The organism is Pseudomonas sp. O230, from assembly GCF_045447035.1.
Lineage (GTDB): Bacteria > Pseudomonadota > Gammaproteobacteria > Pseudomonadales > Pseudomonadaceae > Aquipseudomonas.
The window spans coordinates 106,503-130,888 of sequence record NZ_JBJGXN010000011.1 but is presented as its reverse complement, the minus strand read 5'-3'; the positions used below and the strand labels follow the sequence as shown (position 1 = coordinate 130,888).

General features: G+C 57.4%; 21 protein-coding genes and 1 pseudogene. 12 read left to right on the top strand and 10 right to left on the bottom strand.

Annotated elements, in window-relative coordinates; all coding sequences use genetic code 11:
- The first annotated feature begins 277 nt into the window (after positions 1-277).
- From ACI77H_RS23955 to ACI77H_RS23900, 12 genes and pseudogenes are all read left to right on the top strand, one after another.
- Positions 278-1,798, top strand: a complete 1,521-nt coding sequence (locus ACI77H_RS23955; RefSeq protein ID WP_407014135.1) for an aldehyde dehydrogenase family protein — start codon at positions 278-280, stop codon at positions 1,796-1,798.
- Between the two features lie 192 nt (positions 1,799-1,990).
- Complete coding sequence (eat, locus tag ACI77H_RS23950; RefSeq protein WP_407014134.1) at positions 1,991-3,361, top strand: ethanolamine permease; 1,371 nt, start codon at positions 1,991-1,993, stop codon at positions 3,359-3,361.
- A gap of 193 nt (positions 3,362-3,554) precedes the next feature.
- Complete coding sequence (locus tag ACI77H_RS23945) at positions 3,555-4,949, top strand: ethanolamine ammonia-lyase subunit EutB (RefSeq protein ID WP_407014133.1); 1,395 nt, start codon at positions 3,555-3,557, stop codon at positions 4,947-4,949.
- Between the two features lie 8 nt (positions 4,950-4,957).
- A complete protein-coding gene (gene eutC / locus ACI77H_RS23940) occupies positions 4,958-5,782 on the top strand; it encodes an ethanolamine ammonia-lyase subunit EutC (protein WP_407014132.1) in 825 nt (274 codons plus the stop codon).
- Positions 5,783-5,901: 119 nt separating this feature from the next.
- Positions 5,902-6,363 carry an N-acetyltransferase gene (locus ACI77H_RS23935; protein ID WP_017341019.1) on the top strand — a complete coding sequence of 154 codons (462 nt, stop codon included), beginning with the start codon at positions 5,902-5,904 and terminating at the stop codon, positions 6,361-6,363.
- Positions 6,364-6,651: 288 nt separating this feature from the next.
- On the top strand, positions 6,652-7,308 hold the full coding sequence (locus ACI77H_RS23930; protein ID WP_407014131.1) for a DedA family protein: 657 nt from the start codon (positions 6,652-6,654) through the stop codon (positions 7,306-7,308).
- 3 nt (positions 7,309-7,311) lie between these two features.
- Complete coding sequence (locus tag ACI77H_RS23925) at positions 7,312-8,124, top strand: zinc-dependent peptidase (protein WP_407014130.1); 813 nt, start codon at positions 7,312-7,314, stop codon at positions 8,122-8,124.
- A gap of 113 nt (positions 8,125-8,237) precedes the next feature.
- Positions 8,238-8,765, top strand: coding sequence for an inorganic diphosphatase (gene ppa, locus ACI77H_RS23920; RefSeq protein WP_407014129.1), 528 nt, complete (start codon positions 8,238-8,240; stop codon positions 8,763-8,765).
- A gap of 226 nt (positions 8,766-8,991) precedes the next feature.
- Entirely contained in the window at positions 8,992-9,741 is a 750-nt protein-coding gene (locus ACI77H_RS23915; protein ID WP_407014128.1) for a S24 family peptidase, read from the top strand.
- A 766-nt stretch (positions 9,742-10,507) separates the two neighbouring features.
- Positions 10,508-11,788, top strand: a pseudogene (locus tag ACI77H_RS23910) (N-6 DNA methylase); the annotation flags it as partial.
- Positions 11,695-12,153: a restriction endonuclease subunit S gene (locus ACI77H_RS23905; RefSeq protein ID WP_407014127.1), complete on the top strand. Its 459-nt coding sequence runs from the start codon at positions 11,695-11,697 to the stop codon at positions 12,151-12,153. The pseudogene ACI77H_RS23910 and the gene ACI77H_RS23905, both read left to right, overlap by 94 nt.
- Positions 12,153-15,353: a type I restriction endonuclease subunit R gene (locus ACI77H_RS23900; protein WP_407014126.1), complete on the top strand. Its 3,201-nt coding sequence runs from the start codon at positions 12,153-12,155 to the stop codon at positions 15,351-15,353. Before ACI77H_RS23905 ends, ACI77H_RS23900 begins: the two co-directional genes overlap by 1 nt.
- 184 nt (positions 15,354-15,537) lie before the next feature.
- Here ACI77H_RS23900 and ACI77H_RS23895 read toward each other — a convergent pair whose 3' ends face one another.
- The 10 genes from ACI77H_RS23895 to ACI77H_RS23850 form a co-directional block, all read right to left on the bottom strand.
- A complete protein-coding gene (locus tag ACI77H_RS23895) occupies positions 15,538-16,263 on the bottom strand; it encodes a hypothetical protein (protein WP_407014125.1) in 726 nt (241 codons plus the stop codon).
- A 303-nt stretch (positions 16,264-16,566) separates the two neighbouring features.
- A complete protein-coding gene (locus tag ACI77H_RS23890) occupies positions 16,567-17,400 on the bottom strand; it encodes a hypothetical protein (protein WP_407014124.1) in 834 nt (277 codons plus the stop codon).
- A 112-nt stretch (positions 17,401-17,512) separates the two neighbouring features.
- Positions 17,513-18,172 (bottom strand): helix-turn-helix domain-containing protein, encoded by a 660-nt coding sequence (locus ACI77H_RS23885; protein WP_407014123.1) that lies wholly within the window; start codon positions 18,170-18,172, stop codon positions 17,513-17,515.
- A 2-nt stretch (positions 18,173-18,174) separates the two neighbouring features.
- Entirely contained in the window at positions 18,175-18,762 is a 588-nt protein-coding gene (locus tag ACI77H_RS23880) for a recombinase family protein (protein WP_407014122.1), read from the bottom strand.
- A 198-nt stretch (positions 18,763-18,960) separates the two neighbouring features.
- Complete coding sequence (locus ACI77H_RS23875) at positions 18,961-19,350, bottom strand: recombinase family protein (protein WP_407014121.1); 390 nt, start codon at positions 19,348-19,350, stop codon at positions 18,961-18,963.
- Positions 19,347-19,589: an AlpA family phage regulatory protein gene (locus tag ACI77H_RS23870; protein ID WP_407014301.1), complete on the bottom strand. Its 243-nt coding sequence runs from the start codon at positions 19,587-19,589 to the stop codon at positions 19,347-19,349. The genes ACI77H_RS23875 and ACI77H_RS23870 overlap by 4 nt, the downstream gene beginning before the upstream one ends.
- Positions 19,590-19,725: 136 nt before the next feature.
- Positions 19,726-20,388, bottom strand: coding sequence for a hypothetical protein (locus ACI77H_RS23865; protein ID WP_407014120.1), 663 nt, complete (start codon positions 20,386-20,388; stop codon positions 19,726-19,728).
- 8 nt (positions 20,389-20,396) lie between these two features.
- Complete coding sequence (locus tag ACI77H_RS23860; RefSeq protein WP_407014119.1) at positions 20,397-21,665, bottom strand: tyrosine-type recombinase/integrase; 1,269 nt, start codon at positions 21,663-21,665, stop codon at positions 20,397-20,399.
- Between the two features lie 281 nt (positions 21,666-21,946).
- The gene (locus tag ACI77H_RS23855; protein WP_407014118.1) at positions 21,947-22,762 is read right to left on the bottom strand and encodes a YfaP family protein; all 816 of its coding nucleotides are present in this window, start codon (positions 22,760-22,762) and stop codon (positions 21,947-21,949) included.
- A 3-nt stretch (positions 22,763-22,765) separates the two neighbouring features.
- Complete coding sequence (locus ACI77H_RS23850) at positions 22,766-24,385, bottom strand: DUF2300 domain-containing protein (RefSeq protein ID WP_407014117.1); 1,620 nt, start codon at positions 24,383-24,385, stop codon at positions 22,766-22,768.
- Between the last annotated feature and the right edge of the window lies 1 nt (position 24,386).

Sequence of the window (24,386 nt, the reverse complement as noted above, 5' to 3'; positions counted from 1 at the left end):
CGGCGACCCGTGCTGAGGTGATGCCAGAGCATCCTCCAGCCGGGCGTGCATTGCAATGCCGGCAAGACTGAGCAGTCACAACCTGTGCCAGGAACGGTACAAACTGTCACCAAGGCTGTACCGCAACCGTCACAGGCGCCGTCCGCCCGTCCGACAAAAATCGCGCAAGGCCTTGATTTGCCTGACCTGCAAGGCAGTGGCCCGACCTTTGCTCTACGCTTATAGCAAGCGCACATGCGCTCTCCCTTATAAGCACAAAAGCCAAGGAGAAATCACCATGCGTTACGCTCACCCCGGTACTGAAGGCGCTATCGTTTCGTTCAAGAGCAAATACGGTAACTACATCGGCGGCGAGTTCGTCGCGCCTGTCAAAGGTCAGTACTTCACCAACACCTCGCCAGTAAATGGCCAACCGATTGCCGAATTCCCGCGTTCCACGGCCGAAGACATCGACAAAGCCCTGGACGCTGCCCACGCCGCTGCCGATGCCTGGGGCGCCACGTCCGCCCAGGCGCGCTCGCTGGTACTGCTGAAAATCGCCGACCGCATCGAGCAGAACCTGGAACTGCTGGCGATCACCGAATCCTGGGACAACGGCAAAGCCGTTCGCGAAACCCTCAACGCCGACATCCCGCTGGCCGCCGACCACTTCCGCTACTTCGCCGGTTGCATCCGCGCGCAGGAAGGCAGCGCCGCCGAAATCGACGGCAACACCGTGGCCTATCACATCCATGAACCGCTGGGCGTGGTCGGGCAAATCATTCCGTGGAACTTCCCGATCCTGATGGCCGCGTGGAAACTCGCCCCGGCACTGGCGGCGGGTAACTGCGTGGTGCTCAAGCCTGCCGAGCAAACGCCGCTGGGCATCACCGTGCTGATGGAACTGATCGGCGACCTGCTGCCGCCTGGCGTGCTCAACGTGGTGCAAGGCTTCGGTAAAGAAGCCGGCGAAGCGCTCGCCACCAGCAAACGCATCGCCAAGATTGCATTCACCGGCTCGACCCCGGTCGGCTCGCACATCATGAAATGCGCCGCCGAAAACATCATCCCGTCCACCGTGGAGCTGGGTGGCAAGTCGCCGAACATCTTCTTCGAAGACATCATGAAAGCCGAACCGTCTTTCATCGAGAAAGCCGCTGAAGGCCTGGTGCTCGCATTCTTCAACCAGGGCGAAGTCTGCACCTGCCCATCCCGCGCACTGGTGCAGGAATCGATCTACGACGACTTCATGAAAGAAGTGATGAAAAAAGTCCTGTCGATCAAACGTGGCGACCCGCTGGACACCGACACCATGGTCGGCGCCCAGGCGTCCGAGCAGCAATTCGACAAAATCCTTTCGTACCTGGAGATCGCCAAGGGCGAAGGTGCCGAGCTGCTGACCGGCGGCAAGGTGGAAAAACTCGAGGGCAGCCTGGCGACCGGGTATTACATCCAGCCGACCCTGCTCAAGGGCACCAACAAAATGCGCGTGTTCCAGGAAGAAATCTTTGGCCCGGTGGTGAGCATCACCACGTTCAAGGACGAAGCCGAAGCTCTGGCCATCGCCAACGACACCGAGTTCGGCCTCGGCGCCGGTCTCTGGACCCGCGACATCAATCGCGCCTATCGCATGGGCCGCGCCATCAAGGCCGGTCGTGTGTGGACCAACTGCTATCACCTGTATCCGGCGCACGCCGCGTTCGGTGGCTACAAAAAATCCGGCGTCGGTCGTGAAACCCACAAAATGATGCTCGACCACTATCAGCAGACCAAAAACCTGCTGGTGAGCTACGACATCAATCCGCTGGGGTTCTTCTAACCTCTCACTGGCAAGCCAGCTCCTACCAGTGCGCATGAATCCTGTAGGAGCCGGCTTGCCGGCGATAGCGTCTTCAACTACATCAAAGCATCGCCCTGCCGCTCTGGCACGGGCTTTGCGTGCCCGTTTCACAGGTAAAAGCAGTTCCCGAAAGTCCAACAGATCAAACAATAAAAAAGACAGCGAGGACTTATGACTTCTTCCACACAGCTCAAACCCACACTCGGCACCCTGCATTTATGGGGCATTGCCGTCGGCCTGGTGATTTCCGGCGAGTACTTCGGCTGGAGTTACGGCTGGGGCACCGCAGGCACCCTGGGTTTCCTCGTCACCGCCCTGATGGTGGCGACGATGTACACCTGCTTCATCTTCAGTTTCACCGAATTGACCACCGCCATTCCTCACGCTGGCGGGCCGTTTGCCTACAGCCGGCGGGCGTTTGGCGAAAAAGGCGGATTGATTGCCGGCATCGCCACCCTGATCGAATTTGTCTTTGCGCCCCCGGCGATTGCCATGGCCATCGGCGCTTATCTGAATGTGCAATACCCGGAACTTGACCCCAAGATTGCAGCCGTTGGCGCCTATTTCGTGTTTATGTCCCTGAATATCCTTGGTGTCAGCATCGCAGCGACCTTCGAATTGGTGGTCACCGTCCTGGCTGTCGCCGAGTTGCTGGTGTTCATGGGTGTGGTCGCGCCGGGCTTCAGTTTCAGTAACTTCGTGCTCAACGGCTGGTCTGGCTCCAACGACTTCACCATGGCCTCGATTCCCGGCATCTTTGCGGCAATCCCGTTTGCGATCTGGTTTTTCCTCGCCATTGAAGGCGCGGCGATGGCGGCAGAAGAAGCCAAAGACCCGAAACGCACGATTCCCAAGGCGTATGTCAGCGGCATTCTGACGCTGGTGTTCCTCGCGATCGGCGTGATGGTGATGGCCGGCGGCGTGGGCGACTGGCGCCAATTGTCGAACATCAACGATCCGCTACCGCAGGCGATGAAAGCCGTGGTCGGCAACAATTCGACCTGGATGCACATGTTGGTCTGGATCGGCCTGTTCGGGCTGGTGGCGAGTTTCCACGGGATCATTCTCGGCTACTCGCGTCAGTTCTTCGCCCTGGCCCGGGCCGGCTATCTGCCACGCTCGCTGGCCAAACTGTCGCGCTTCCAGACCCCGCACCGCGCCATTCTGGCCGGCGGCGTGATCGGCATCGCGGCGATCTACAGTGACGGTCTGGTCAACCTGCAAGGGATGACCCTGACCGCAGCGATGATCACCATGTCGGTATTCGGCGCCATCGTGATGTACATCATCAGTATGCTGAGCCTGTTCAAACTGCGTAAAACCGAGCCGAACCTGGAACGCAGCTTCCGCGCGCCGGGCTACCCGATCGTCCCGGGCATTGCGTTGTTTCTGGCGGTGGTGTGCCTGGTGGCGATGGCGTGGTTCAACACCCTGATCGGCTGTGTGTTCCTCGGTTTCATGGCGGCCGGTTATTTGTACTTCCAACTGACCGCCAAGCAGCGTTTGGATGCACCGGCGGATGCGATGCTCGAAGGCGTGTGAGTTGCACCGGCGCCGGGCCGTATGCCCGGCGCCTGCTTTATTGAAGTGCACGCAGATCCCCTGTAGGAGCCAGCTTGCTCGCGATGGCGGTCTTACATCTGACACATGTGTTGAATGGCATCCCGCTATCGCGAGCAAGCTGGCTCCTACGGGGTTCGCGGCGCTGTTAAGTTCATAGAATCAGGAGGACACCGTGGCTCAATTTGCCCATTCCGTCGGCGCCCAGACCTACCGCTTCGCCAGCCTCAAAGAGGTCATGGCCAAGGCCAGCCCGGCGCGCTCCGGGGATTTCCTGGCGGGCGTCGCCGCCCTCAACGATGGCGAGCGTGTGGCCGCGCAAATGGCATTGGCTGATATCCCGCTGACTCATTTCCTGCAGGAAGTGCTGATTCCCTACGAGGCCGATGAAGTCACCCGACTGATCATCGACACCCACGACAAACAAGCCTTCGCTGCGGTCAGCCACCTGACTGTCGGCGGTTTCCGCGACTGGCTGCTCAGCGATGCCGCCGACGAACAGAGCCTGCGCGCCCTCGCCCCGGGGCTGACGCCGGAAATGGCCGCGGCCGTGTCGAAAATCATGCGCGTACAGGATCTGGTGCTGGTGGCGCAGAAAATCCGTGTTGTCACGCAGTTTCGCGGCACCATGGGCCTGCGCGGACGCTTATCCACACGCCTGCAACCCAACCATCCCACCGACGAACCGGCGGGCATCGCCGCGAGCATTCTCGATGGGCTGCTGTACGGCAACGGCGACGCGATGATCGGCATCAACCCGGCCACCGACAGCATTGCCTCGATCTGCGCGATGCTGGAAATGCTCGACGCGATCATCCAGCGCTACGAAATTCCGACACAGGCCTGCGTACTGACCCACGTCACCACGTCCATCGAAGCGATCAATCGCGGTGTTCCGCTGGATTTGGTGTTCCAGTCGATCGCCGGCACCGAAGCGGCCAATGCCAGTTTCGGCATCAACCTCAACGTGCTGCAGGAAGGTTACGACGCCGGTTTGAGCCTGAATCGCGGCACGCTGGGACAAAACCTGATGTATTTCGAGACCGGCCAGGGCAGCGCGCTTTCGGCCAACGCCCATCACGGCATCGATCAACAGACCTGCGAAACCCGCGCCTACGCCGTTGCGCGACATTTCAAACCGTTTTTGGTGAACACCGTCGTAGGATTTATCGGCCCGGAATACCTCTACAACGGCAAACAGATTATCCGCGCCGGCCTCGAAGACCACTTCTGCGGCAAACTGCTGGGCGTACCGATGGGCTGTGACATCTGCTACACCAACCACGCCGAAGCCGACCAAGACGACATGGACACCCTGCTGACCTTGCTGGGCGTGGCCGGGATCAACTTCATCATGGGCATCCCCGGTTCCGACGACATCATGCTCAACTACCAGACCACTTCGTTCCACGACGCCCTCTACGCCCGACAAACCCTGGGCCTGAAACCCGCGCCGGAGTTCGAACAGTGGCTGGCAAAAATGGGCATCTTCACTCAGGCCGATGGCAAGATTCATTTCGGCGACAGGCTGCCGCCAGCCTTCCGCCAAGCGATGGGGCAACTGGGATGAGCGTCGAGATGGATAAACCCCCTGTTGACTCAGAAAATCCACTGCTGCAACTACGGCGCCTGACCCCGGCGCGGATTGCCCTTGGCCGCACGGGCACCAGCATGCCGACCAGCGCACAACTGGATTTCCAATACGCCCACGCCCAGGCTCGGGACGCGGTGCACCTGCCATTCGACCATGCCGGGCTCCGCTCGCAACTGGCTGAATGCGGATACGAAAGTGTGCTCCTGCACAGCGCCGCCACAAACCGGGACAGTTATTTGCAGCGCCCTGACTTGGGGCGAAAATTGAGCGACGAGTCAGCGCAAATCTTGCGCAACCATGCTTCAGCCCATCCCGGCGGCGTTGATCTGGTGATTGTCGTGGCCGATGGTTTGTCGGCACTGGCAGTGCACCGTCACACCGTGCCCTTCCTTGCACGCATGCGAGAGCAGATCGAAGTCGATGGCTGGACGGTTTCTCCGGTGATTCTGGTAGAGCAAGGCCGGGTCGCGGTGAGCGACGAAATCGGCGAGTTGCTGGGCGCCAAAATGGTGGTGATCCTGATCGGCGAACGCCCTGGCCTCAGCTCCCCAGACAGCTTGGGATTATATTTCACCTACAATCCAAAGGTCGGCCTGACAGATGCCTACCGCAACTGCATCTCCAATGTGCGACTGGAAGGCTTGAGCTATGGCATGGCGGCACACCGCTTGCTGTATCTGATGCGCGAAGCCTGTCGACGGCAGCTGTCAGGGGTGAATCTGAAGGACGAAGCGCAGCTTCAGACGCTGGAGTCGGACGCAGGAGCGGACATGAAAGGTAATTTCCTACTGAGCCCGCCGGATGCCTGAACCGTTTCCGCATTGCGTTTCTCATTCGGTTTGAGGCAGGATCGAAACACGGCTGCCCGAGTGAGAACCGTTCGCCGTCAGAGCACGTGAAGACAGCCACTTGAAGACGAGACCTATCGATGCGGATTATTCAAGCGACCCTCGAACACCTGGACCTGCTGACCCCGTTGTTCGTCAAATATCGCGAGTTTTATGGCTCTCTGCCGTATCCGGACTCGTCCCGGGCGTTCCTTGAGAAACGCCTGCGTCGCAAGGAATCGGTGATCTACCTGGCCTTGGCCGATGACGACGACAAAAAGCTGATGGGTTTCTGTCAGCTGTACCCGAGTTTTTCGTCGCTTTCGCTTAAACGCGTATGGATCCTCAATGACATCTATGTCGCTGAAGACGCCCGCCGGCAGTTGGTTGCAGACAACCTGATGCGTACCGCGAAAAAAATGGCCAAGGAAACAAACGCCGTGCGCATGCGCGTCTCCACCAGCAGCGACAACCAAATCGCCCAGAAAACCTACGAGTCCATCGGGTTCAAGGAAGACACCGAGTTCAAAAACTACGTGCTGCCGATCAGCGACGAACTCTGATCTGCATCCTCCTGTAGGAGCAAGCTTGCTCGCGATAGCAATCCGACATCCGATACCTGTGTTGAATGACACACCGTAATCGCGAGCAGGCTTGCTCCTACAAAAACAGACCGCGCCCGCCGTCTGTCTCGAGCGAAATTCCCCGCTACAAACTCTACGCGCTTTTCACTTCTCAGCCCGTATAATGCCGACCTTCCCGGCTTGTAAGAAAAACTACACCCGTCTGTAGCCTTACGCGAAGTCATCCGCACAGGCCTGCCGAGTCGGGCCGTCACCACAGGTGCCCCCATGGATTTCAACCCGCTCGACCTTATCCTGCATCTCGATGTTTACCTCGACTTGCTGGTAAACAACTACGGGCCTTGGATCTACGCCATCCTGTTCCTGGTGATCTTCTGCGAGACCGGCCTGGTGGTGATGCCCTTCCTGCCGGGGGATTCCCTGCTTTTCATCGCGGGTGCCGTGGCGGCCGGTGGCGGCATGGACCCGGTGTTGCTGGGTGGCCTGCTGATGCTGGCGGCGATTCTTGGGGACAGCACCAACTACATCATCGGACGAACGGTGGGCGAACGATTGTTCAGCAACCCCAACTCGAAAATTTTCCGCCGCGATTACCTGCAACAAACCCACGACTTCTATGACAAGCACGGCGGCAAAACCGTGACCCTGGCGCGCTTCCTGCCGATCATTCGCACTTTTGCACCGTTCGTCGCCGGCGTGGCAAAAATGCCTTACCCGCGATTCTTCTTTTTCAGCGTCCTCGGCACCATCCTCTGGGTCGGTGGTCTGGTGACCCTCGGTTACTTCTTCGGCAACGTACCGTTCATCAAGAAAAACCTCTCGCTGCTGGTGGTGGGCATCATTCTGCTGTCGCTGGTGCCGATGATCATCGGCGTCGTCCGCAGCCGCTTCGGCAACGCCGCGTCCAAAGCCGAACCACGCTGACCGATGTGGTCGCTCAGCGCCTGGCGTCGCCGGCGCATCCTGGCCAGACACCCGATTGCCGACGACATGTGGCAGCGGGTGCGCCATCACCTGAGTTTTCTCGACGGCATCAGCGCCGCTGAAGACCAATGGCTGCGCGAAGCCTGCGTGCTGTTCCTCGAAGACAAACACCTGACTGCCCTGCCCGGGGTCGAACTCCACCAGGAGCAGCGTTTGCTGCTCGCCGCCCAGGCGCAATTACCGTTGCTGAACCTCGGCGACCTGAACTGGTATCAGGGTTTTCACGAAATCGTCCTCTACCCCGACGACTTCCTCAGCCCCCAGCGTCATCGCGACGCCAGCGGCGTTGAGCACGAGTGGGACGGCGAACACAGCGGCGAAGCCTGGCAACAGGGCCCGATCATTCTGGCCTGGCCCGGCGTGATGGCCAGCGGTGGCTGGGAAGGCTACAACCTGGTGATCCACGAACTCGCGCACAAACTCGACATGCTCAATGGCGACGCCAACGGCCTGCCGCCGCTGCACGCAGACATGCGCGTCAGCGACTGGGCCAGCGTCATGCAAGCGGCCTACGACGACCTCGACCAACAACTGGACCGCGACCCGGACGCCGAAACCGCCATCGACCCCTACGCCGCGGAAAACCCCGCCGAGTTCTTCGCCGTCACCAGTGAATACTTCTTCAGCGCCCCGGATTTGCTGCACGAGGCGTATCCTCAGGTCTATGAACAGCTGAAGCTGTTTTACCGGCAGGATCCGTTGACCCGTTTGCGGCAACTTCTGGCCGAAGACCCGGTCTATCAGGCACGCGACTAAGGTCTACAAGACCCTTGGTGCATGGCATCAACGGCGGAATATGCCTATAATCGCCGCCACTTTTTGGTCAATCCGGCCAAGTGTTTTTGGTCAACTAACGGGGGCACCGCCCAATGAGCTACAGCAAGATTCCGGCTGGCAAAGACCTGCCGAACGACATCTACGTCGCGATCGAGATCCCGGCCAACCACGCGCCGATCAAATACGAAATCGACAAAGACAGCGATTGCCTGTTCGTTGACCGTTTCATGGCCACCCCGATGTTCTACCCGGCCAACTACGGTTACATCCCGAACACCCTGGCTGACGACGGTGACCCCCTCGACGTGCTGGTCGTGACCCCTTACCCGGTTGCTCCAGGTTCCGTGATCCGCGCCCGTCCGGTCGGTATCCTGAACATGACCGACGACGGCGGCGGCGATGCCAAAGTCATCGCAGTCCCACACGACAAGCTGTCCCAGCTGTACGTCGACGTGAAGGAATACACCGACCTGCCACAGCTGCTGATTCAGCAGATCGAGCACTTCTTCGCGAACTACAAAGATCTCGAAAAAGGCAAATGGGTGAAGATCGAAGGTTGGGCCGGTGCAGACGCCGCCCGCGAAGCGATCACCAAGTCGGTTGCTGCCTATAAAGGCTGAGACGCCACTGGCCTTGCGCCACTGACGACTTGAAAAAACCCCGGTTGATCCGGGGTTTTTTATGCGCGCAAGAAAGGTTTTAAACACCTCGTTTAACCCCCCAGCGATTCGGTTTTTTCTTGTTTAATTTTTACTCGACACGTCTTACATGAGGTCGCAAATTTCCCGCGCATTTTGAACGGTTCGTTTATTCAAAGCCTCGCCATACGCCCGTAAACTCGTGTCCATGAAGAAAAAAAACACTAGCGGTCCACGGTTTAAAGCGCTGCTCAAAGTAGCGAACATCACGACGACCGGATTCGCCGAATTCCTCGGCACGGCGCCGCAAAACGTCCACAACTGGTACACCCGCGGTGTGCCCGATCACTGCATGGAAGCCGTTGCCAGGAAGCTGTCGGTCAACAGCGAGTGGCTCAAGTATTTCGAAGGCCCGAAAGATGCCAGACACCTGCGGCTGGTCGATGAGACCGGCAGCACCTTCGACGCCCAGGCCATCCGCGGCGTTTACACCGTCATCGAACCTACCGATGTCGAGCTGCCCTTTTACAAGGAAGTCCCCGTCGGTCCGGGCTCGAACAAAACCCATGTCATCGTGGACCCCAGCCAGCCCCTGCGCCTTCCACGCAGCCATCTCGACTCACTGGAAATCAACCATGCGGACGCCATCTGCGCCCATATGATCGGCAACAGCATGGCGGAGAAAATTGCCGACGGATCAACCGTCGCCATTGATCGTGGCCTGACGCAGATCGTGGATGGGGAAATTTACGCAATCGAGCACGACGGGATGCTGCGCATCAAGTACCTGCACCGGACGCCGGGGAATGGATTGCGATTGCGCAGCCACAACAGCGCCGAATACCTGGATGAGTCTTTCAGGGCCGCGCAAATCGAAGAGCAGAACATACGGGTCTTGGGTTGGGTATTCTGGTGTTCGACGCTGAACAAACGCAGGCCGCCAGTGCCGTTCCTGTAACACTGCGCCGCGACCTTCGCGAGCAAACCCGCGCCCCCAAGGATTGCGCAGTACCTGGAGCAAGCTTGCTCGCGAAGGCGGTGGAACATTCACCTCAAAACCCGGGTCAGCTACCCGATCCCAAGCAACTGACAGCTCTAACCCGCACACCACGCTGGGAATTCCGCAAAAAAATCAGTATGCTGCGCCCCACATTTGCGCATCGACCCGCCCCGCGGCTCAGATCGCACCGACAAGGCAGATGATTTTCTCGCCGAGTCCCACAGCCGGACGCAAGATCCGGGTGTACGTTTTGAAGGCTGGCGCGGTTTACCAAAAATGAACCAAGCCAGTCCCCGAGAAGCCGGCCACAAGCCGGCTTTTTAATGCCTCAAGCCTTTATAAAATAGGGCCTTTATTGCAAGACCCGATTCCAGCCCATACTTCAGCCCATATCCAAACTATCACCCCTCAGATCATAAAATGGCGAGCTCTGGGCCATGGCAAACACTTGGGACACTTGCTGTAAATGAGCCCTGGTTAGCCACAAGCAGATCCTCAAATACCTATCGACCTGAGGGGAGTAATACAGAGCCCGTTGCAGCAGGAATGTCGTGGCTGGCGACACGCTCGTGAGCGACCTGAGTTTCTTTGGGTATTGGGAATGGAGCGCAAAGCGGCCGCCGGACCTCTTCTGCGTATGGTCGGCATTCTGCATTGCCTGTGACATGTAGGCAGTTCGACGGGTTAGACTTGCTTTTTTTTGCCTATCCCAAGGAATTGTAGCGTGAATACGGAAAATCATTCCCAGACGGCCGCCTTTCTCTGGTCGATTGCCGACCTGCTGCGTGGTGATTTCAAGCAGTCCCAGTACGGCCGCATAATCCTGCCATTCACCCTGCTGCGGCGCATGGAGTGCGTGCTGGCGCCGACCAAGGATGCCGTAATTCGCGAGTCCTACGCCCAGGAAGGCCGCCCGGACACCGTACGTGAAATGTATATGCTGCGCGCAGCAGGTGGCCTGCAGTTCTTCAACGCCTCGCCGCTGACTCTCGGCACTCTGTCCGATACCCAGACCTCGGCCGACCTGATGAGCTACGTGCAGTCCTTCAGCAAGGACGCCCGCGAGATATTCGAACACTTCCACTTCGAGGACTTCGTTCAGCAGCTGGCCAGCGCCAACCTGCTCTATCAGGTGGTGCAACGGTTTGCTGCCACCGACCTGAGCCCCGAGCGCATCAGCAACTTCGGCATGGGCATCATCTTCGAAGAGCTGATCCGCAAGTTCGCCGAAAGCTCCAACGAAACTGCGGGTGAGCATTTCACCCCGCGCGATATCGTGCACCTTACCACTTCGTTGGTGATCACCGATCAGGACCACAAACTCGCGCCTAATAGCATCGTAACCATCTATGACCCAACGGCGGGTACGGGCGGCTTTCTGTCCGAGGGTGATGAATACATTCAGTCCATCAGCGAAAAGGTCAGCGTCTCCCTGCACGGCCAAGAGCTGAACCCCGAATCCTATGCCATCTGCAAAGCGGACATGCTGATCAAGGGCCAGGACGTGGCCAGCATCAAGCTCGGCAACACGCTGTCCAACGACCAACTGGCCGACAAGCACTTCGACTTCATGCTCAGCAACCCGCCATTCGGCGTGGAATGGAAGAAGGTGCAAAAGCAGATCACCGACGAGTACAGCCACAAGGGTTTCGACGGCCGCTTCGGTCCTGGCCTGCCACGGGTGTCTGACGGCTCGCTGCTGTTCCTTCTGCATCTAGTCAGCAAGATGCGTGACCCGCGCGAGGGCGGCTCGCGCATAGGCATCATCCTCAACGGCTCGCCGCTGTTTACCGGCGGCGCAGGTTCGGGTGAGTCGGAGATTCGCCGCTACCTGCTCCAGAACGACCTGGTCGAAGCCATAGTCGCTCTGCCAGCGGACATGTTCTACAACACCGGCATCGCCACTTATGTGTGGATACTCAGCAACCACAAACCTGCCGCGCGCCAGGGCAAAGTGCAGTTGATCGACGGCAGCCAGCACTTCGCCAAAATGCGCAAGTCTCTGCCATTACTCCAAATGCAGAGCTTGATGACGAGTATTTGTACTGCCTACTTGCGTCTGAGTTGTTCAAGGCATATGTAGAGCCTGATTTAACTGGGGTTAGCGTCCCACATATCAGTCCAGAGCAGATATTGAGCTTCCAGATTTCCGTACCAGAAATTGTCGAACAGCGCAGGATCAGTAGTTTTATCAGGAAACAGCTTGATCAGATGTCAGCGCTTTTTGAGCAGGCAAGCAAGAGTATTGAACTGCTCCAAGAGCGTCGCTCCGCCCTAATCTCCGCCGCCGTCACCGGCAAAATCGATGTACGCGGCTGGAAGCCACCAACCAGGGCACCATCCCCTGAATTAGAAGAAGAGGCCGTGTAATGGCGGACAGCAAGGAAGCGCAATTCCAGCAGGACATCATCGGAGCTCTGGCCGCCCAAGGCTGGTTGGTGGGTACGGCCTGCGGCTATGACCGCCGCACGGCATTGTATACCGAAGATGTTGTGGGCTACTTCAAGGACGCTTGGCCGGAGCGCTGGGACAAGTTCGCCAAGGCTAACCCGAATGCACCTGAAGAGGTGCTGATACAGAAGTTAGTGCGTGAACTGGAGCAGAGCGGCACCCTAGATGTGCTGCGCCATGGCTTTAAGCTGCCGGCGGTAAAAGTGCAACTGTGTAGCTTTCAGCCCGACCACGACATGAACCGGGACACCCTCAAGCGCTACCAGTGCAACCGCTTGCGAGTGGTGCCGGAGGTGTCCTATTCGCCGCACGCGCGTGAGGCTGGCAGCAGTGGGCAGAGCTACGACCCACGGCTGGATCTGGTGCTGTTCGTCAACGGAATCCCCACCGCCACGCTGGAGCTCAAAAGCGAGTTCAAGCAGTCAGTCGAGAACGCCAAGCGTCAGTACCGTTACGACCGCCCTGTGAAAGACCCGCTGACGCGCAAGCCCGAGCCGTTGCTGACCTTCAAGCGTGGCGCGCTGGTGCATTTTGCCGTAGGGCAGAATGAGGTGGCGATGACCACGAAACTGGCGGGCAAGGACACCTTCTTCCTGCCCTTTAACCTCGGCAGCGAGGAAGGCGGTGCTGGCAACCCAATGCCCGCCGACGACAGCCAGTACGCCACCGGTTACCTGTGGCAACGGCTGTTGCAGCCAGACGCCTGGCTCAAGGTTCTGGGGCGCTTTCTGCACCTGGACAAAAAAACCAGCGTAGGCTTCGACGGCACGCTGGTTACCAAGGAAACGATGATCTTCCCGCGTTACCACCAATGGGAAGTGGTCAACAAGCTGGTCAACACCACCCGCGCCGAAGGACCTGGCAAGCGTTATTTAATCCAGCACAGCGCCGGTTCGGGCAAGTCCAACTCCATCGCCTGGACTGCGCATCAACTGGCCTCGCTGTACGACGCCGCCGGCCAGCGCCTGTTCAACTCGGTGATCGTGGTCACCGACCGCACGGTGCTGGATAGCCAGTTGCAGAACACCATCTACCAGTTCGAGCACGCCCAGGGCGTGGTCAAACCAATCAGTCGTGATGTCGGCAACCAGAGCAAGTCCGAACAACTGGCTGAGGCGCTGGCTGAGCAGACGCGCATCATCATCGTCACCATCCAGACTTTTCCCGCGTTGTTCGATGCCCTAGACAAGTACCCCAAGCTGGCTAGCGGACGTTATGCGGTAATCGCTGACGAGGCGCATTCCTCGCAAACTGGCTCGTCGGCCAGCAAGCTGAAACAGATTCTAGGCAGCGATGCGCTGGACGCCGAGGAAGTCAGCGCCGAAGAGTTGTTGGACGCCGCCGTACAGGCGCGCCAACCGAATGAGCGCATCAGTTACTACGCCTTCACCGCCACGCCCAAGGCCAAGACCCTGGAGCTGTTCGGTCGCCCGGCCGACCCCACGTTACCGGCCAGTTCCAGCAACAAGCCGGAGGCTTTTCATCTGTATTCCATGCGCCAGGCTATCGAGGAGGGTTTCATCCTCGACGTGCTGCGCAACTACACCACCTACAGCACCGCCTGGAAGATCGCCCACCCGGATGGCGAAGACGACGAGGTGGACAGCAAGAAGGCGCGCATCAAGCTAGCGCGCTGGGTGCGCTTGCATCCATACAACATCAGTCAAAAGGTTGAGGTGATCGTCGAGCACTTCCGCGCCAATATCCGCAATCTGCTCAATGGCCAGGCCAAGGCCATGGTGGTGACCAGCAGCCGCCAGGAAGCGGTGCGTTACCAGTTGGCGGTGAGAGCCTACGTACAGCAGATGGGTTACAACGATGTGCACCCGCTGGTGGCATTCTCCGGCAGCGTGCTACCGGATGAGGTGATCCCCGAAGAGGTGACGGAAAGCAGCAGCCTGCTCAACCCCGGCCTGAATGGCCGCGACCTGGCAGTGGCGTTCGACACCCAAGACTTCAACGTGATGATCGCGGCCAACAAGTACCAAACGGGTTTCGATCAGCCCAAGCTGTGCGCCATGTACGTGGATAAGAAGCTGCAAGGCGTGGACTGCGTGCAGACCCTGTCGCGTCTAAACCGCACTTTCGGTGACAGCAAGGAAACCTTCATCCTCGACTTCTTCAACGAGCCGCAGGATATTCTCGACGCCTTCTTGCCGTACTACACCAAGGCCGAGCTGACCGATGTAACCGACCCGCAGATCATCTATGACCTGCAGAAAAAGCTCGATGCCGAGGGGATCTATCACTGGCAGGAGGTCGAGGCATTCGCCATGGCCTTCTTCGACCCCAAGGCGGCGGCCAGCAAGCTCAGCTACTACTGCACTCCGGCAAAGGAGCGCTTTGCCAAGCGCTACGCCTTCTCGGTGGAGTCGCGCCAGCAAGCGCTGGACTTCAAGCGCACGGCCGAGGCTAACGGTGACAGCGCCGGCCTCAAAAAAGCCGAGCATGCACTGAAAGAGGCCGGCGAGCAGATTGATCAGCTCGATCTGTTCCGCAAGAATCTGCAGAGCTTTGTGCGCCTGTACGAGTTTCTCTCGCAGATCGTGCCTTATGAGGATCGCGAACTGGAACAGCTCTGTGTATACGTCAAGCACCTGCACCCGCTGCTACGGGTAGATCGCCTGCAACAAGACGACGTGGACGTGGGCGAGCTACAGCTGAGCCATTACCGCCTGAGCAAACGTGCCGAGCACCAGTTGCGGCTGAACGAGGAAGACGGAGAATACACCCTCAAGCCTGGCAGTGATGTGGGCAGCGGCAAGCCCCATGACCCAGAGAAGAAGCACTTGTCGGAAATCATCGAGGCACTGAACGATATCTTCGGTGCCGAGGTGAGCGATGACGACCAGCTGCAATTCCTGGCCGGCATCGCACAGCGCATCAGTCGCCAGGACGATGTGATGGCTCAGGTGAACAACCACTCGGTGGATCAAGTGATGCACGGCCTTTTCCCTAAGCGCGTTCTGGACACCGTATTGGATGCCATGACCGACCACGAGAAGCTGTCGCTGGAAGTGTTGGATAACGAGACGAAGAGCCGGGCGTTTGCGCTGGTGATTTTGAAGATGCTGAAGTCGGCGGCTGGCCTCGATGAGAGCGGCTTGCGCAGCGTTTGAAAGCGGCCAATAGGGTTTAGAAGTGGCAATGGCAATTAGGAATTGAGCCAAGCGCTGATGTCCTCATAGGAAGCTTTCACTTCCTGGGCCAGTCCTTGGCTGTCAGCGCTAGCACAATTTATTCAAGTCACTTTTTGGCAAGCATAAAAAAACCCGCTTTCGCGGGCTTTTTTTGCGCCGAAGATCAGGCAAATATTGCGTCTAGTGCAGCATCAAGTCGCTTTTTGTCCGCGTGAGTAGGCTGATTATACATCGCATCACATGGAGCTTTAAGCGAGACGCTGCCCTGCGCGATTGCTTGTACAATTTGAGCAACGCGAGGGTCGTTGGCGGCGGCTTCCTGCACTGTCACTGGCTGTTGGCTATTAGCGGTGAACATTACCATCCCCTTTTTGAGAAACGCGGCTTTCAATTCTTTCACGTCAATTTGATCGTTTAGGTTGTGCAACCCGGTGGAAAGTTCAAAAGATTTCACTTCGCCTCCACTGGCCACATCAAAACTCTTGGCGGTCTCGACCGCTTTTTTTGCGCAGTTATTAGCTTGCCAGCACTGCGCTGCTGACCTTGCTCCAGATCCTGCGAAGCTTGTATCGGGATCCTCGGAGTCCGGGAGCAATATGTCTTGACCGTAATGGTAGACGAGTTTACCGGTTGCGGAGTCCGCAATCAGGATAGCAATCCCTTCGATCTTCGGTCGCCCCTCCGATGAGAGCGGACCCGAGCGAAGGAACGTTTTCCACAGCTGGATAATTTCAGAATCACCAGCGAATAGGAAGACCTTTCCTCGAGCTTCTTCGATTTTGTCGAAACCCGTGTCATCCACATACATAAATGCAAAGTCTTTCTCGACTGACCATCTTGAATCGCTGGTGATAAAACCAGTGGTTCGGTCATAAACGTTCGTCGTCATGGATCAGTCAAGTCCTTTTGCAGTCTAGTTATGAGCAGAAGTCACAGCTATCCGCAGAGTGCGGGCGCCGGAGTATAAAGATGATTCAGTACGCTCGCTCGACTATTTTGACCATTATTTTATAAAAAAGCGTTTTTGATAGCGCATGACTGCCGATGAAAAAGCCAACAAAACGACTGTACTGGACGGCACGTTTTTTTGACGGTCAGGTTGGCAGCTTTAGACCGCTCTCTGTTTCACGATAACCATTGAGGGTGGCAGTGGCGCGCCCTGGAGCCCTCCCTCCACGGCGGACGACATGGTTTAACTAATCCAAACCCTCAATGTTTCATAGAGCTCTCTGCCTGCGTTGGTCGCTGATCGGCTGGCGTATCCCGGATTGGATTGCAAGCGGTGGGCGGTAAAGTCGAACTCTTTACCGCTGTAGGATACCCACGTGCCCGGAGTCTGAAGCTCAGTCACCGCAATGGCCTTATTGCTCCAGCGTTGGCGATAACCTCTTGTCGGAGGTGATGCGCCCAGATCTGGTTCCGGCGCAAGTAGCTGTCGAATGGCTTGGGTAGAGACGGTAGCCGGGATGCGGGCGATGCCATGAAGGTGCAAGGGATGGTTCTCTTCGCTGTCACTGCTGGCAAGCTCCAAGACAAAAACCAGGTCTACGATGCCGAGTGTTCTGAGGAGTGCTGAAAGGTAGTCGGTCGGTCCTTTCTTGGCTGACAAGGCGGCTTCAGCTACCTCGTGGCCTAGACGGAAATTTATGACCTGAGCGTCAGATTGCAGAGAGAACCCTAGAAAGCTAAACGCTCGCTTTGTGTCAGCTGACAATCTTCTTTTCCAGTCGTGAAGGGATACACCAGAAGCGTAGTCCTGCGCGATTGCTGTTAGGTGCTCGTTGTTGGCTTTCAGCCTATCTATGCGTGCTTGGTCTTTTGTTTCCTGAAGCTCTAATTCCCCTAATACTGCTAGGTTCTTCACATGGGACGTATAGAAACCCGCCAAGCCCCCCGCGATAGCTGGTGTGCAGCGCTTTTTTGCTGGTGGCGGAATAGCAGCCTTTTTTGGAAAAGGGCCGCTCGCCTTGATTGCGTTTTCCTCAACAAAATCGCTCGTGCTGAGGTCCGTGTGCTGGTATTTCATGGTTTAACTCGGCACCGATCCGATATATTGGATTTTCAAAATGGCCATCCCGGCAGAGGCGCCATGGTGTTCGATACTTACACTAGTCTCTAAGGGTTTGACGAATGGCAGGTCAAGTTCCGGTCATGAGTGAGTCAACCCCCTCACACACAATGTCGTCGTCTTCATCCGTCTGATCTAGTTGCGCCAGGCGTCTACTCTCCATCCATCGCAGGTTTTCCAATTCATCTTGAGTGCCTTGAGTATCTCCACTGATCTCCGCGTCCTCTAGCCGCTGCTTTGCCCGCATCTCCGCCACGTCCTGCTCGGTCATGATGTGAATTTGTAATACGGGAAGCTCTTCGAACTCCGAAGCTTGATTCAGCTTCTCGATGGGAAGTGAGCGCCGGGTCACGTCTTGCGTTAGCTTGAGCGTCGTAGATGCAGCGGCAAGTCCTCTGAAGGCAACTGGATCAGTCGGGTCGAGGGCTTCCAAGGCATTTGCTAGTTTTGTTCTGATCTGCTGACTCAGCGCCAGCTCATCCGTCACCAGCGCCGCTACTGTCTGCTGTACAGCTTCCAATGAAAAAGCCGACGTGAGCAGCTCTTCTCTGGCTCTCTCGATGAGAGCCTGTGTCCCAGCTCCAGCCACGGCGTTGTTCTTCTTCAGCAGACGCTGGACGGTGCTCACACTGATCGAAAGACGGCCTGCAATTGCGGACACTGTCCACCCGGCTTCGCACAGTATTACTGCCTGCGCGGCTTGGTCTGGTGTTTTCTGTTTGCCTGCCATAATCATTCCCCTTGTACGCTGATCGCGGATTTGCTGGCGCAGGCTCGTTTTACGGCTGCAATGGAAATCCCGAAATGATGAGCTGTCTGCTTGATGGTCGCTTCTTGGGCCTTACGCCACTCACTAACGGCGGCGTCATCAATTTTCTTTGGTGCTCCGAGCTTCTGGCCTGTGGCACGGGCGCGGGCGATACCGGCCATTTGTCTGGCCTTGATATTTGAGCGCTCCAGCTCAGCTACGGCAGCAAGCATGGTTAGCATGGCCTTGCCTATGGGGCTGGATAGATCGAAGCCTTCACGCATAGACACGACGGCGACCCCCTTTGCTGTCAATGCTTCGACTGTCTCAAGCAGATCGATTGTGTCCCGGCCTAGACGATCGATAGCCGTGACGATCAATGTGTCGCCCTTCCTGGCGAACTTGAACAGCTCTTTAAAGCTGGCACGCTGCAAGGCCTTGGTGGCGCCACTGGTGGCCTCATCACGGAACCAATGGTCATCGGCTATGTTGTAGTGTTGGGCAATGGTGTGACGCTGAGCGTCGGTGCTCTGATCGTCTGTGCTGACTCGGGCGTAGGCTAGGACAGTCATCGGGGCGCTTCACTCTATAGCTCATAATCTAGGCTCAGAATATACGCGACAGCTCAGATTAAAACAACACATTTGAGCTAGCCAGGCGCCCAGTCTTTCGGTTGGTGACGCTTGGCAGATTTGGCGGCTCAAAAAGTACACTCTCTGAGCCAGCGAAATTCATCCAGGCCCATTGCGCGAGCCGCTAATGGAGCATCTCTATTTTCTCTCACGCCTTCTACGCCGCGAGATGGTTCGACGCAGCTCCGTGAGCGTGGTCAGCGTTTCTAAAAAAATCTTTCCGGTAGGACTTGAAAGATCGAGGTTTCCTCCGACCGAGGCCACGTTTACCCCTTTTGCCCGGAGTGCCTCGAAAGCGTCGTAGAGCTCGAAACTGTCACGGCCCAAAGTTTCGATTGAGCAAACGATCACCGTATCCCCCTTTCGGGCGAATTTATGCAGTTCCAGGAAACCGGGCCGCTCAAGAATTCTGATGGATTCGCTCGTTCCTTCTATGAACCAGCGTTCGATATTGTGCTTTTGGGCGATATCAAAGTGCTGGGCGTCAGAGCTCTGATCGTGAGTGCTGATATAGGCAAGATTTCTCACAAAGCTTCTCCGTTCATACGGAAACTGCGAGACGGCTCTCCGGAAATACGATCGTCAACCCACCTCTCGACTGCGAGAGAATCCCACCCTACAGCTCTTGGACCAAGGCGCACCGATTGTGGAAATAATCCTTGGCCCATCAAGCTGTAGATATGAGCTCGTTTGAATCCTACGCAACGCTCCACGTCTGGTAGACGAAGGATTCGACGACTTTGCAAAGCGCCTCGGGTTTGCGACATTTGAGAGGATGTAGATGGATGCATTTAGTAACTCCTTGGCAACCTATGGTGCCTCGTGGATTGGATGCACACATTCAACCCAACTAGAATTCCGGAGTCATTTCAATTGCAAAAATCAGTTTTGCAATTGCAATTTTCACAAGGCTGCATCGGCCTCTTTAGCAGCTTTGTTGCACGCCGCGAAAAGCTTGGGAAGACTGCTATCACCGATGCCGTACCACTTCCCGTGACGGCTGCAGATTGCCTTGGTGATACCGCTCTGATTGTAATTAGGCCTACCAGGCTCAAGCAGTAGCTCCAACAAAGCCGCGATTACAAGTGAGTGAGATGGTATTTCCTCGGTAGGGCTGGCGGTAGCGGAGACGGCGCCATTAATGCTGACTGCAAATGAATCAATTTCCGACCGATCGAATCTTACCTTGCAATCCTCTGGCTTTAGCTCAACCGCCCATTCTTCACACGGGTATGAAGTAGCATCGGATTCATACTTTTCCCGCACTTCTCCAGACAGGTAGAGGGTAATCGAGCTCGTAGCGACCGAGTCTAGAATAGTGAGCGGATTGAGTATCCGGGACTCGCCATTGCTGTAAACGGTCTGAAAATACGAATTCTCAGCGCCCTCAATCCATGAGGCGCTCTTTCCCGCAAGGCGGCCTGGATTAATCCGCGCGGTGCAATTCCCCTGCTCGCAGTGAGTGAATAAATCGTGCTGGGTCAGCTCAATAGACTTCTCTTGCTTCAAATATCGCAACGCTTGCTCGGTGGTAAACCATTTTAGCTGTGAGAGGTGGTCAGGCATATCAGACCTCAAAGGGGAGAAGTAGAGGATTCAATAGCGTCGGCCAAAAAAGGCATTTCCGTTTCAACAGTCTTCTCTGACGAGGCATGCTCAGCCCACTCCTGCATTAACGGTCGACGTTTCTCAAGGAAGTCAGTCCGGGAGTAGGCACCCTCGGTTTGGTCTCGCTCATCGTGTGCAAGAGCCATTTCACAGACCTCCCGCGGATAGCTCGTGGACTCACTTGCCCAGTCCCGAAATGTTGATCGAAACCCATGACGGGTGATGTCAGCATGCTTCATATTATGCAGAAGAGTGCGCACGGCATTTGCGTGCATCACCCCGCTCTTTCCTCGCCCAGGGAACAGGAATGCGCTTCCCTCAATTCGCGGAATCTTGGCAAGCATGCCCAAAACCTGATCGGAGAGCGGTATTGCAAAAGCTTTCCGCGCCTTCATGCGCTCAGCCGATAGCACCCAAGTCTTAGACTCAAGATCGAATTCCTCCCAACGTGCAAACCTAGCCATGTGAGCCCGCGCACCAGTCAAGATCAGTAACTGAGCAGCAAACGATGGGAGAGTGTCATCCCTTCGAAGCTTCGCCATCAACATAGGTAACTCGGACCACTTCATAGCAGCAAAATGCTCGCGCTTTCGTGCCGCCTTCTTAGCGTCTCTGGAAAGAAGATGCTCCAAGTTCCCACGCCAACGCGCTGGATTCTCACCCTCTCGCAAGCCTCGCGCTTTCGCAGCATCGAGAACCTGTTCGATTTGCCCCCGAACCTCGTCCGCCGTACGAGTTTTCTCACCCCATATGGGATTCAAAATCTTTTGCACATGGCCCACCTCGACCGCCTCAGCAGGAAGGTCACCGATCAATGGAAACGCATACTTCTCCATTTTTCGTACCCAACCCTTTCGCCACTTCTCTGAGTGCTTTCCGCTATGCGCTTGGTGGTACTCAAGAGCAAGGCTTTTGAACGAATGACGCTTGGCCTCAGCAGCCCGCGCTACAGCTCTGCTAGCTTCGCGTGCGACCTCTCGCTCCGATAGCGGGTCTGCGCCTGTATTCAATACTCGGCGCGCCTCAAGAGCATTCGCGCGAGCGTCAGGCAGGCCGATGTCGGGATAAGACCCAAGCCCCATATCACGGGACTTGCCGTTCCACTTGTAGCGAAAGATCCAGCTCCCCTTGCCATCAACGTTGTACTTGAAATACAGGTTTCCTCCGTCACCGGCGTAGCCTCGTTTGCCGGATTTCAACAACCCGGCGATTCCCTTGACTGTCAGCTTAACCATATATCCACCAGAGGCTCAGCCCATAATCGGGCCCATACCCAGAACGGTAGATGATGTTGGCGGGCACTAGCAAGCAATGGACGTAAATAAGCACTAACCCCCTTATTTACAGGCCGATAATGCGGCTCCTCCAGATGAGCGCAGACTTTGATGGACGCTAGAAAAGCCGCCCACAAGCCGGCTTTTTAATGCTTGCGTTTTGACCTCAAGGTCTCCCTCAAGCAATTGGGCAGCTGCCCGCTGCCCGATTTAATAGTGCCAACACTGCTCAAACTTTTCCCTCACGGATAACTAAACCCCTTAACCAACGTCAACTCCCCCACCGCCCGCATCGGCACCAGAAAAGTCTCCATCTTCTCGTTCGGCGTCCCCTCCTCGGTAATCACCGTCACCTGCGCCGTCGTCAGCGGCTGAACCGCCTCCTCCTGTCCTTCCTCATCACTCCGATACCCACCGCCAAAGTAATTCACATACACCAAATACTGCCCTTTGATCGGCGCAGGCATGGCGAAGATTTCAGGGCCATAACCGGTGGTCACGTCCACATCCAGCGCAGCCCCATTAGGCGCGACACGATCGCCATACCAGATGTGCGCGCCATCAGGCGTGATGAGGTGCAAGTCCAGATCCGTGCCATCGCTATCCCAGGCCAGCAACACGCGCAATTTCGCCGGGGTCGCGCCACCACTGGCATTGAGGAACTGGGTGCGATGGCGTTGTTGGCCATCGGGGCTGCGGACTTCGACGCTGTTGCTGCCGTTGGGGAACGAGAACGGTCGATCAAAGCGGCCGGCGGGGTCGATTTTCAGCGGCATGCTGACGCCGTTGACGATCAATCGGCCCGGTTCAGTGGACTTGGGCGTGGCTTTGATCTGGCCGGTGATGCGTGCGGTGTTGGCCTGTCCTGCCGGGGTATTCACCGAGGAGGCCGGGTAGTTGACGGTCTGGCGGAAGTTTTCACCTTCACCTTCGACCGCACCGGTGCGCCAGCCGCCGACGGGGGTGTCGAGTTTGACGGCATTTTCAGCCGCGAGAATCGTCGGCAATACGCAGAAAGAACAAAGGAACAGGAAAACCTGTGGATAACGGAGTTTCATGGCCTATTCCAGCAAGAGGTGGCGGGCGAGCCCTTCGATGTAGGTTTCATCCTGGCCGTTGGGGTGTGCTTCGAAGGCCAGGTGCAGGTATTCGTGGGTCAGGTCGAGGCGGTCTTGCAGCGACAGCACGCCGCGCACATAAATGCGCTGACGCTCGCGGTCGACGTAGGGGCGGCCGAAAGCCAGGCGGCAGACGGCGAATGTGCTGACTTCGTTGTAGCCGATTTCGCTTTCCAACCGCGCACGCCAGCCGCGACGTTGGGTTTGCAGCCAGTCTTGCGCGGCGGGCAGTGCTTCGCAGGAGGCGACGGGGTTGTCCCAGCGGCTGAGGCTGGCACGCGGGTAGGCGTGTAGCAGGATGGCGTCGTAGCGTTGGCCGGCGTTGGCTTGTTCGACGGCGTGCTGCCAGGAGAGTTTGTCCGGGCCAGGTTGGTCGGAGTGGTAGGTGACGGTGCTGCCGGCGAGGACGAGGTCGCTGGTCCACGCGGCGATGTTGCGCGACTCGGCGGTGGCCGGGCGCGGGGCGACGCGTTGGCGGCTGCTGCTGTCGTCGATGCTCAGGCAGTCGCCGTGGCGGGTGGCGTTTTGCAGCAGGTAAGTGCGAATGGCGATGGCCAGGGCTTTGGCGGCTTCGGCGGGTTCAGGTTTGGCTTCGCGCTGCAAGACCCGGGCGACGTACTCTTCTCGGTCCAGGCGTGCGACCAGTTTGTCGCCCACCAAAAACAGCTCACCGTCGCTGTGAATATCCAGTTGATTGCCATTGGCGAATTCAACGCGAAAGTCGCCCTGCAAAGGCCCGGAAGAAACAGCACGATCCCCCGCCAGAACACGTCCGATCGGATAGCGGGAAAACAATCCGACTTCGACGCAGCGTCCTGCATCCAAAGGCCAATCAACCGGCAACACCGAAGCCAACGCCATACCGTAATTGCGCAGCACCATCTGACTGGTTCCGCGTCCCCCCGCCCAAATCGGCGTTCCATCGGCCAGCCAACCGGCAAACCCACCCTGGCGCGACGATGGATCCTGGTCGCCCAACCAGCTCCAGGTTTTCACCCGCAACCGACCACCAAGTTCGCCCACGACATTGCCGTCGGCGGCATTCAACACCACATCCAGCAACACTCGCCGCGCTTGATCCTGCGCGGGCATCACGGCCAACATTCGCAGCAGCTCCGCTACCGGAACTCGCGTTGAAGGCTGCAACGAAGGCAAGTCCAGCAACCACTCAGGCGCCTTTCGTGCCTGCCAATACGTGCGCCAATCAGCCCCCGCAATGCCCAACCGCTGCGGTTCAAAATACAACCCGCAGGACTTCACCAGCGCCTGATCACGCTCAATCTTGCCCCCCGCGGTGCAGCAATAGACTTCTTCTTTCGACTGCCCACGGCATTCATAAGCCGACTCACGCGCGCCGGTGTCCACCAGCCAACCGTAGACAAACAGCTTCCACAAACTGCCCAACGGTGTCTGCAACGACTCGGGTAACGGTTCGCGAGAAATCACCTGAGTCCGGCTCAGCGACAGCATTTCACCCTTGAAGCCCAGACGCAGCGGCTCGTCCTGCGCCGTCGCCAGCGCAGGGATCAAACACAGCAGCCACCAGAGCCAACGTCGGGTCATG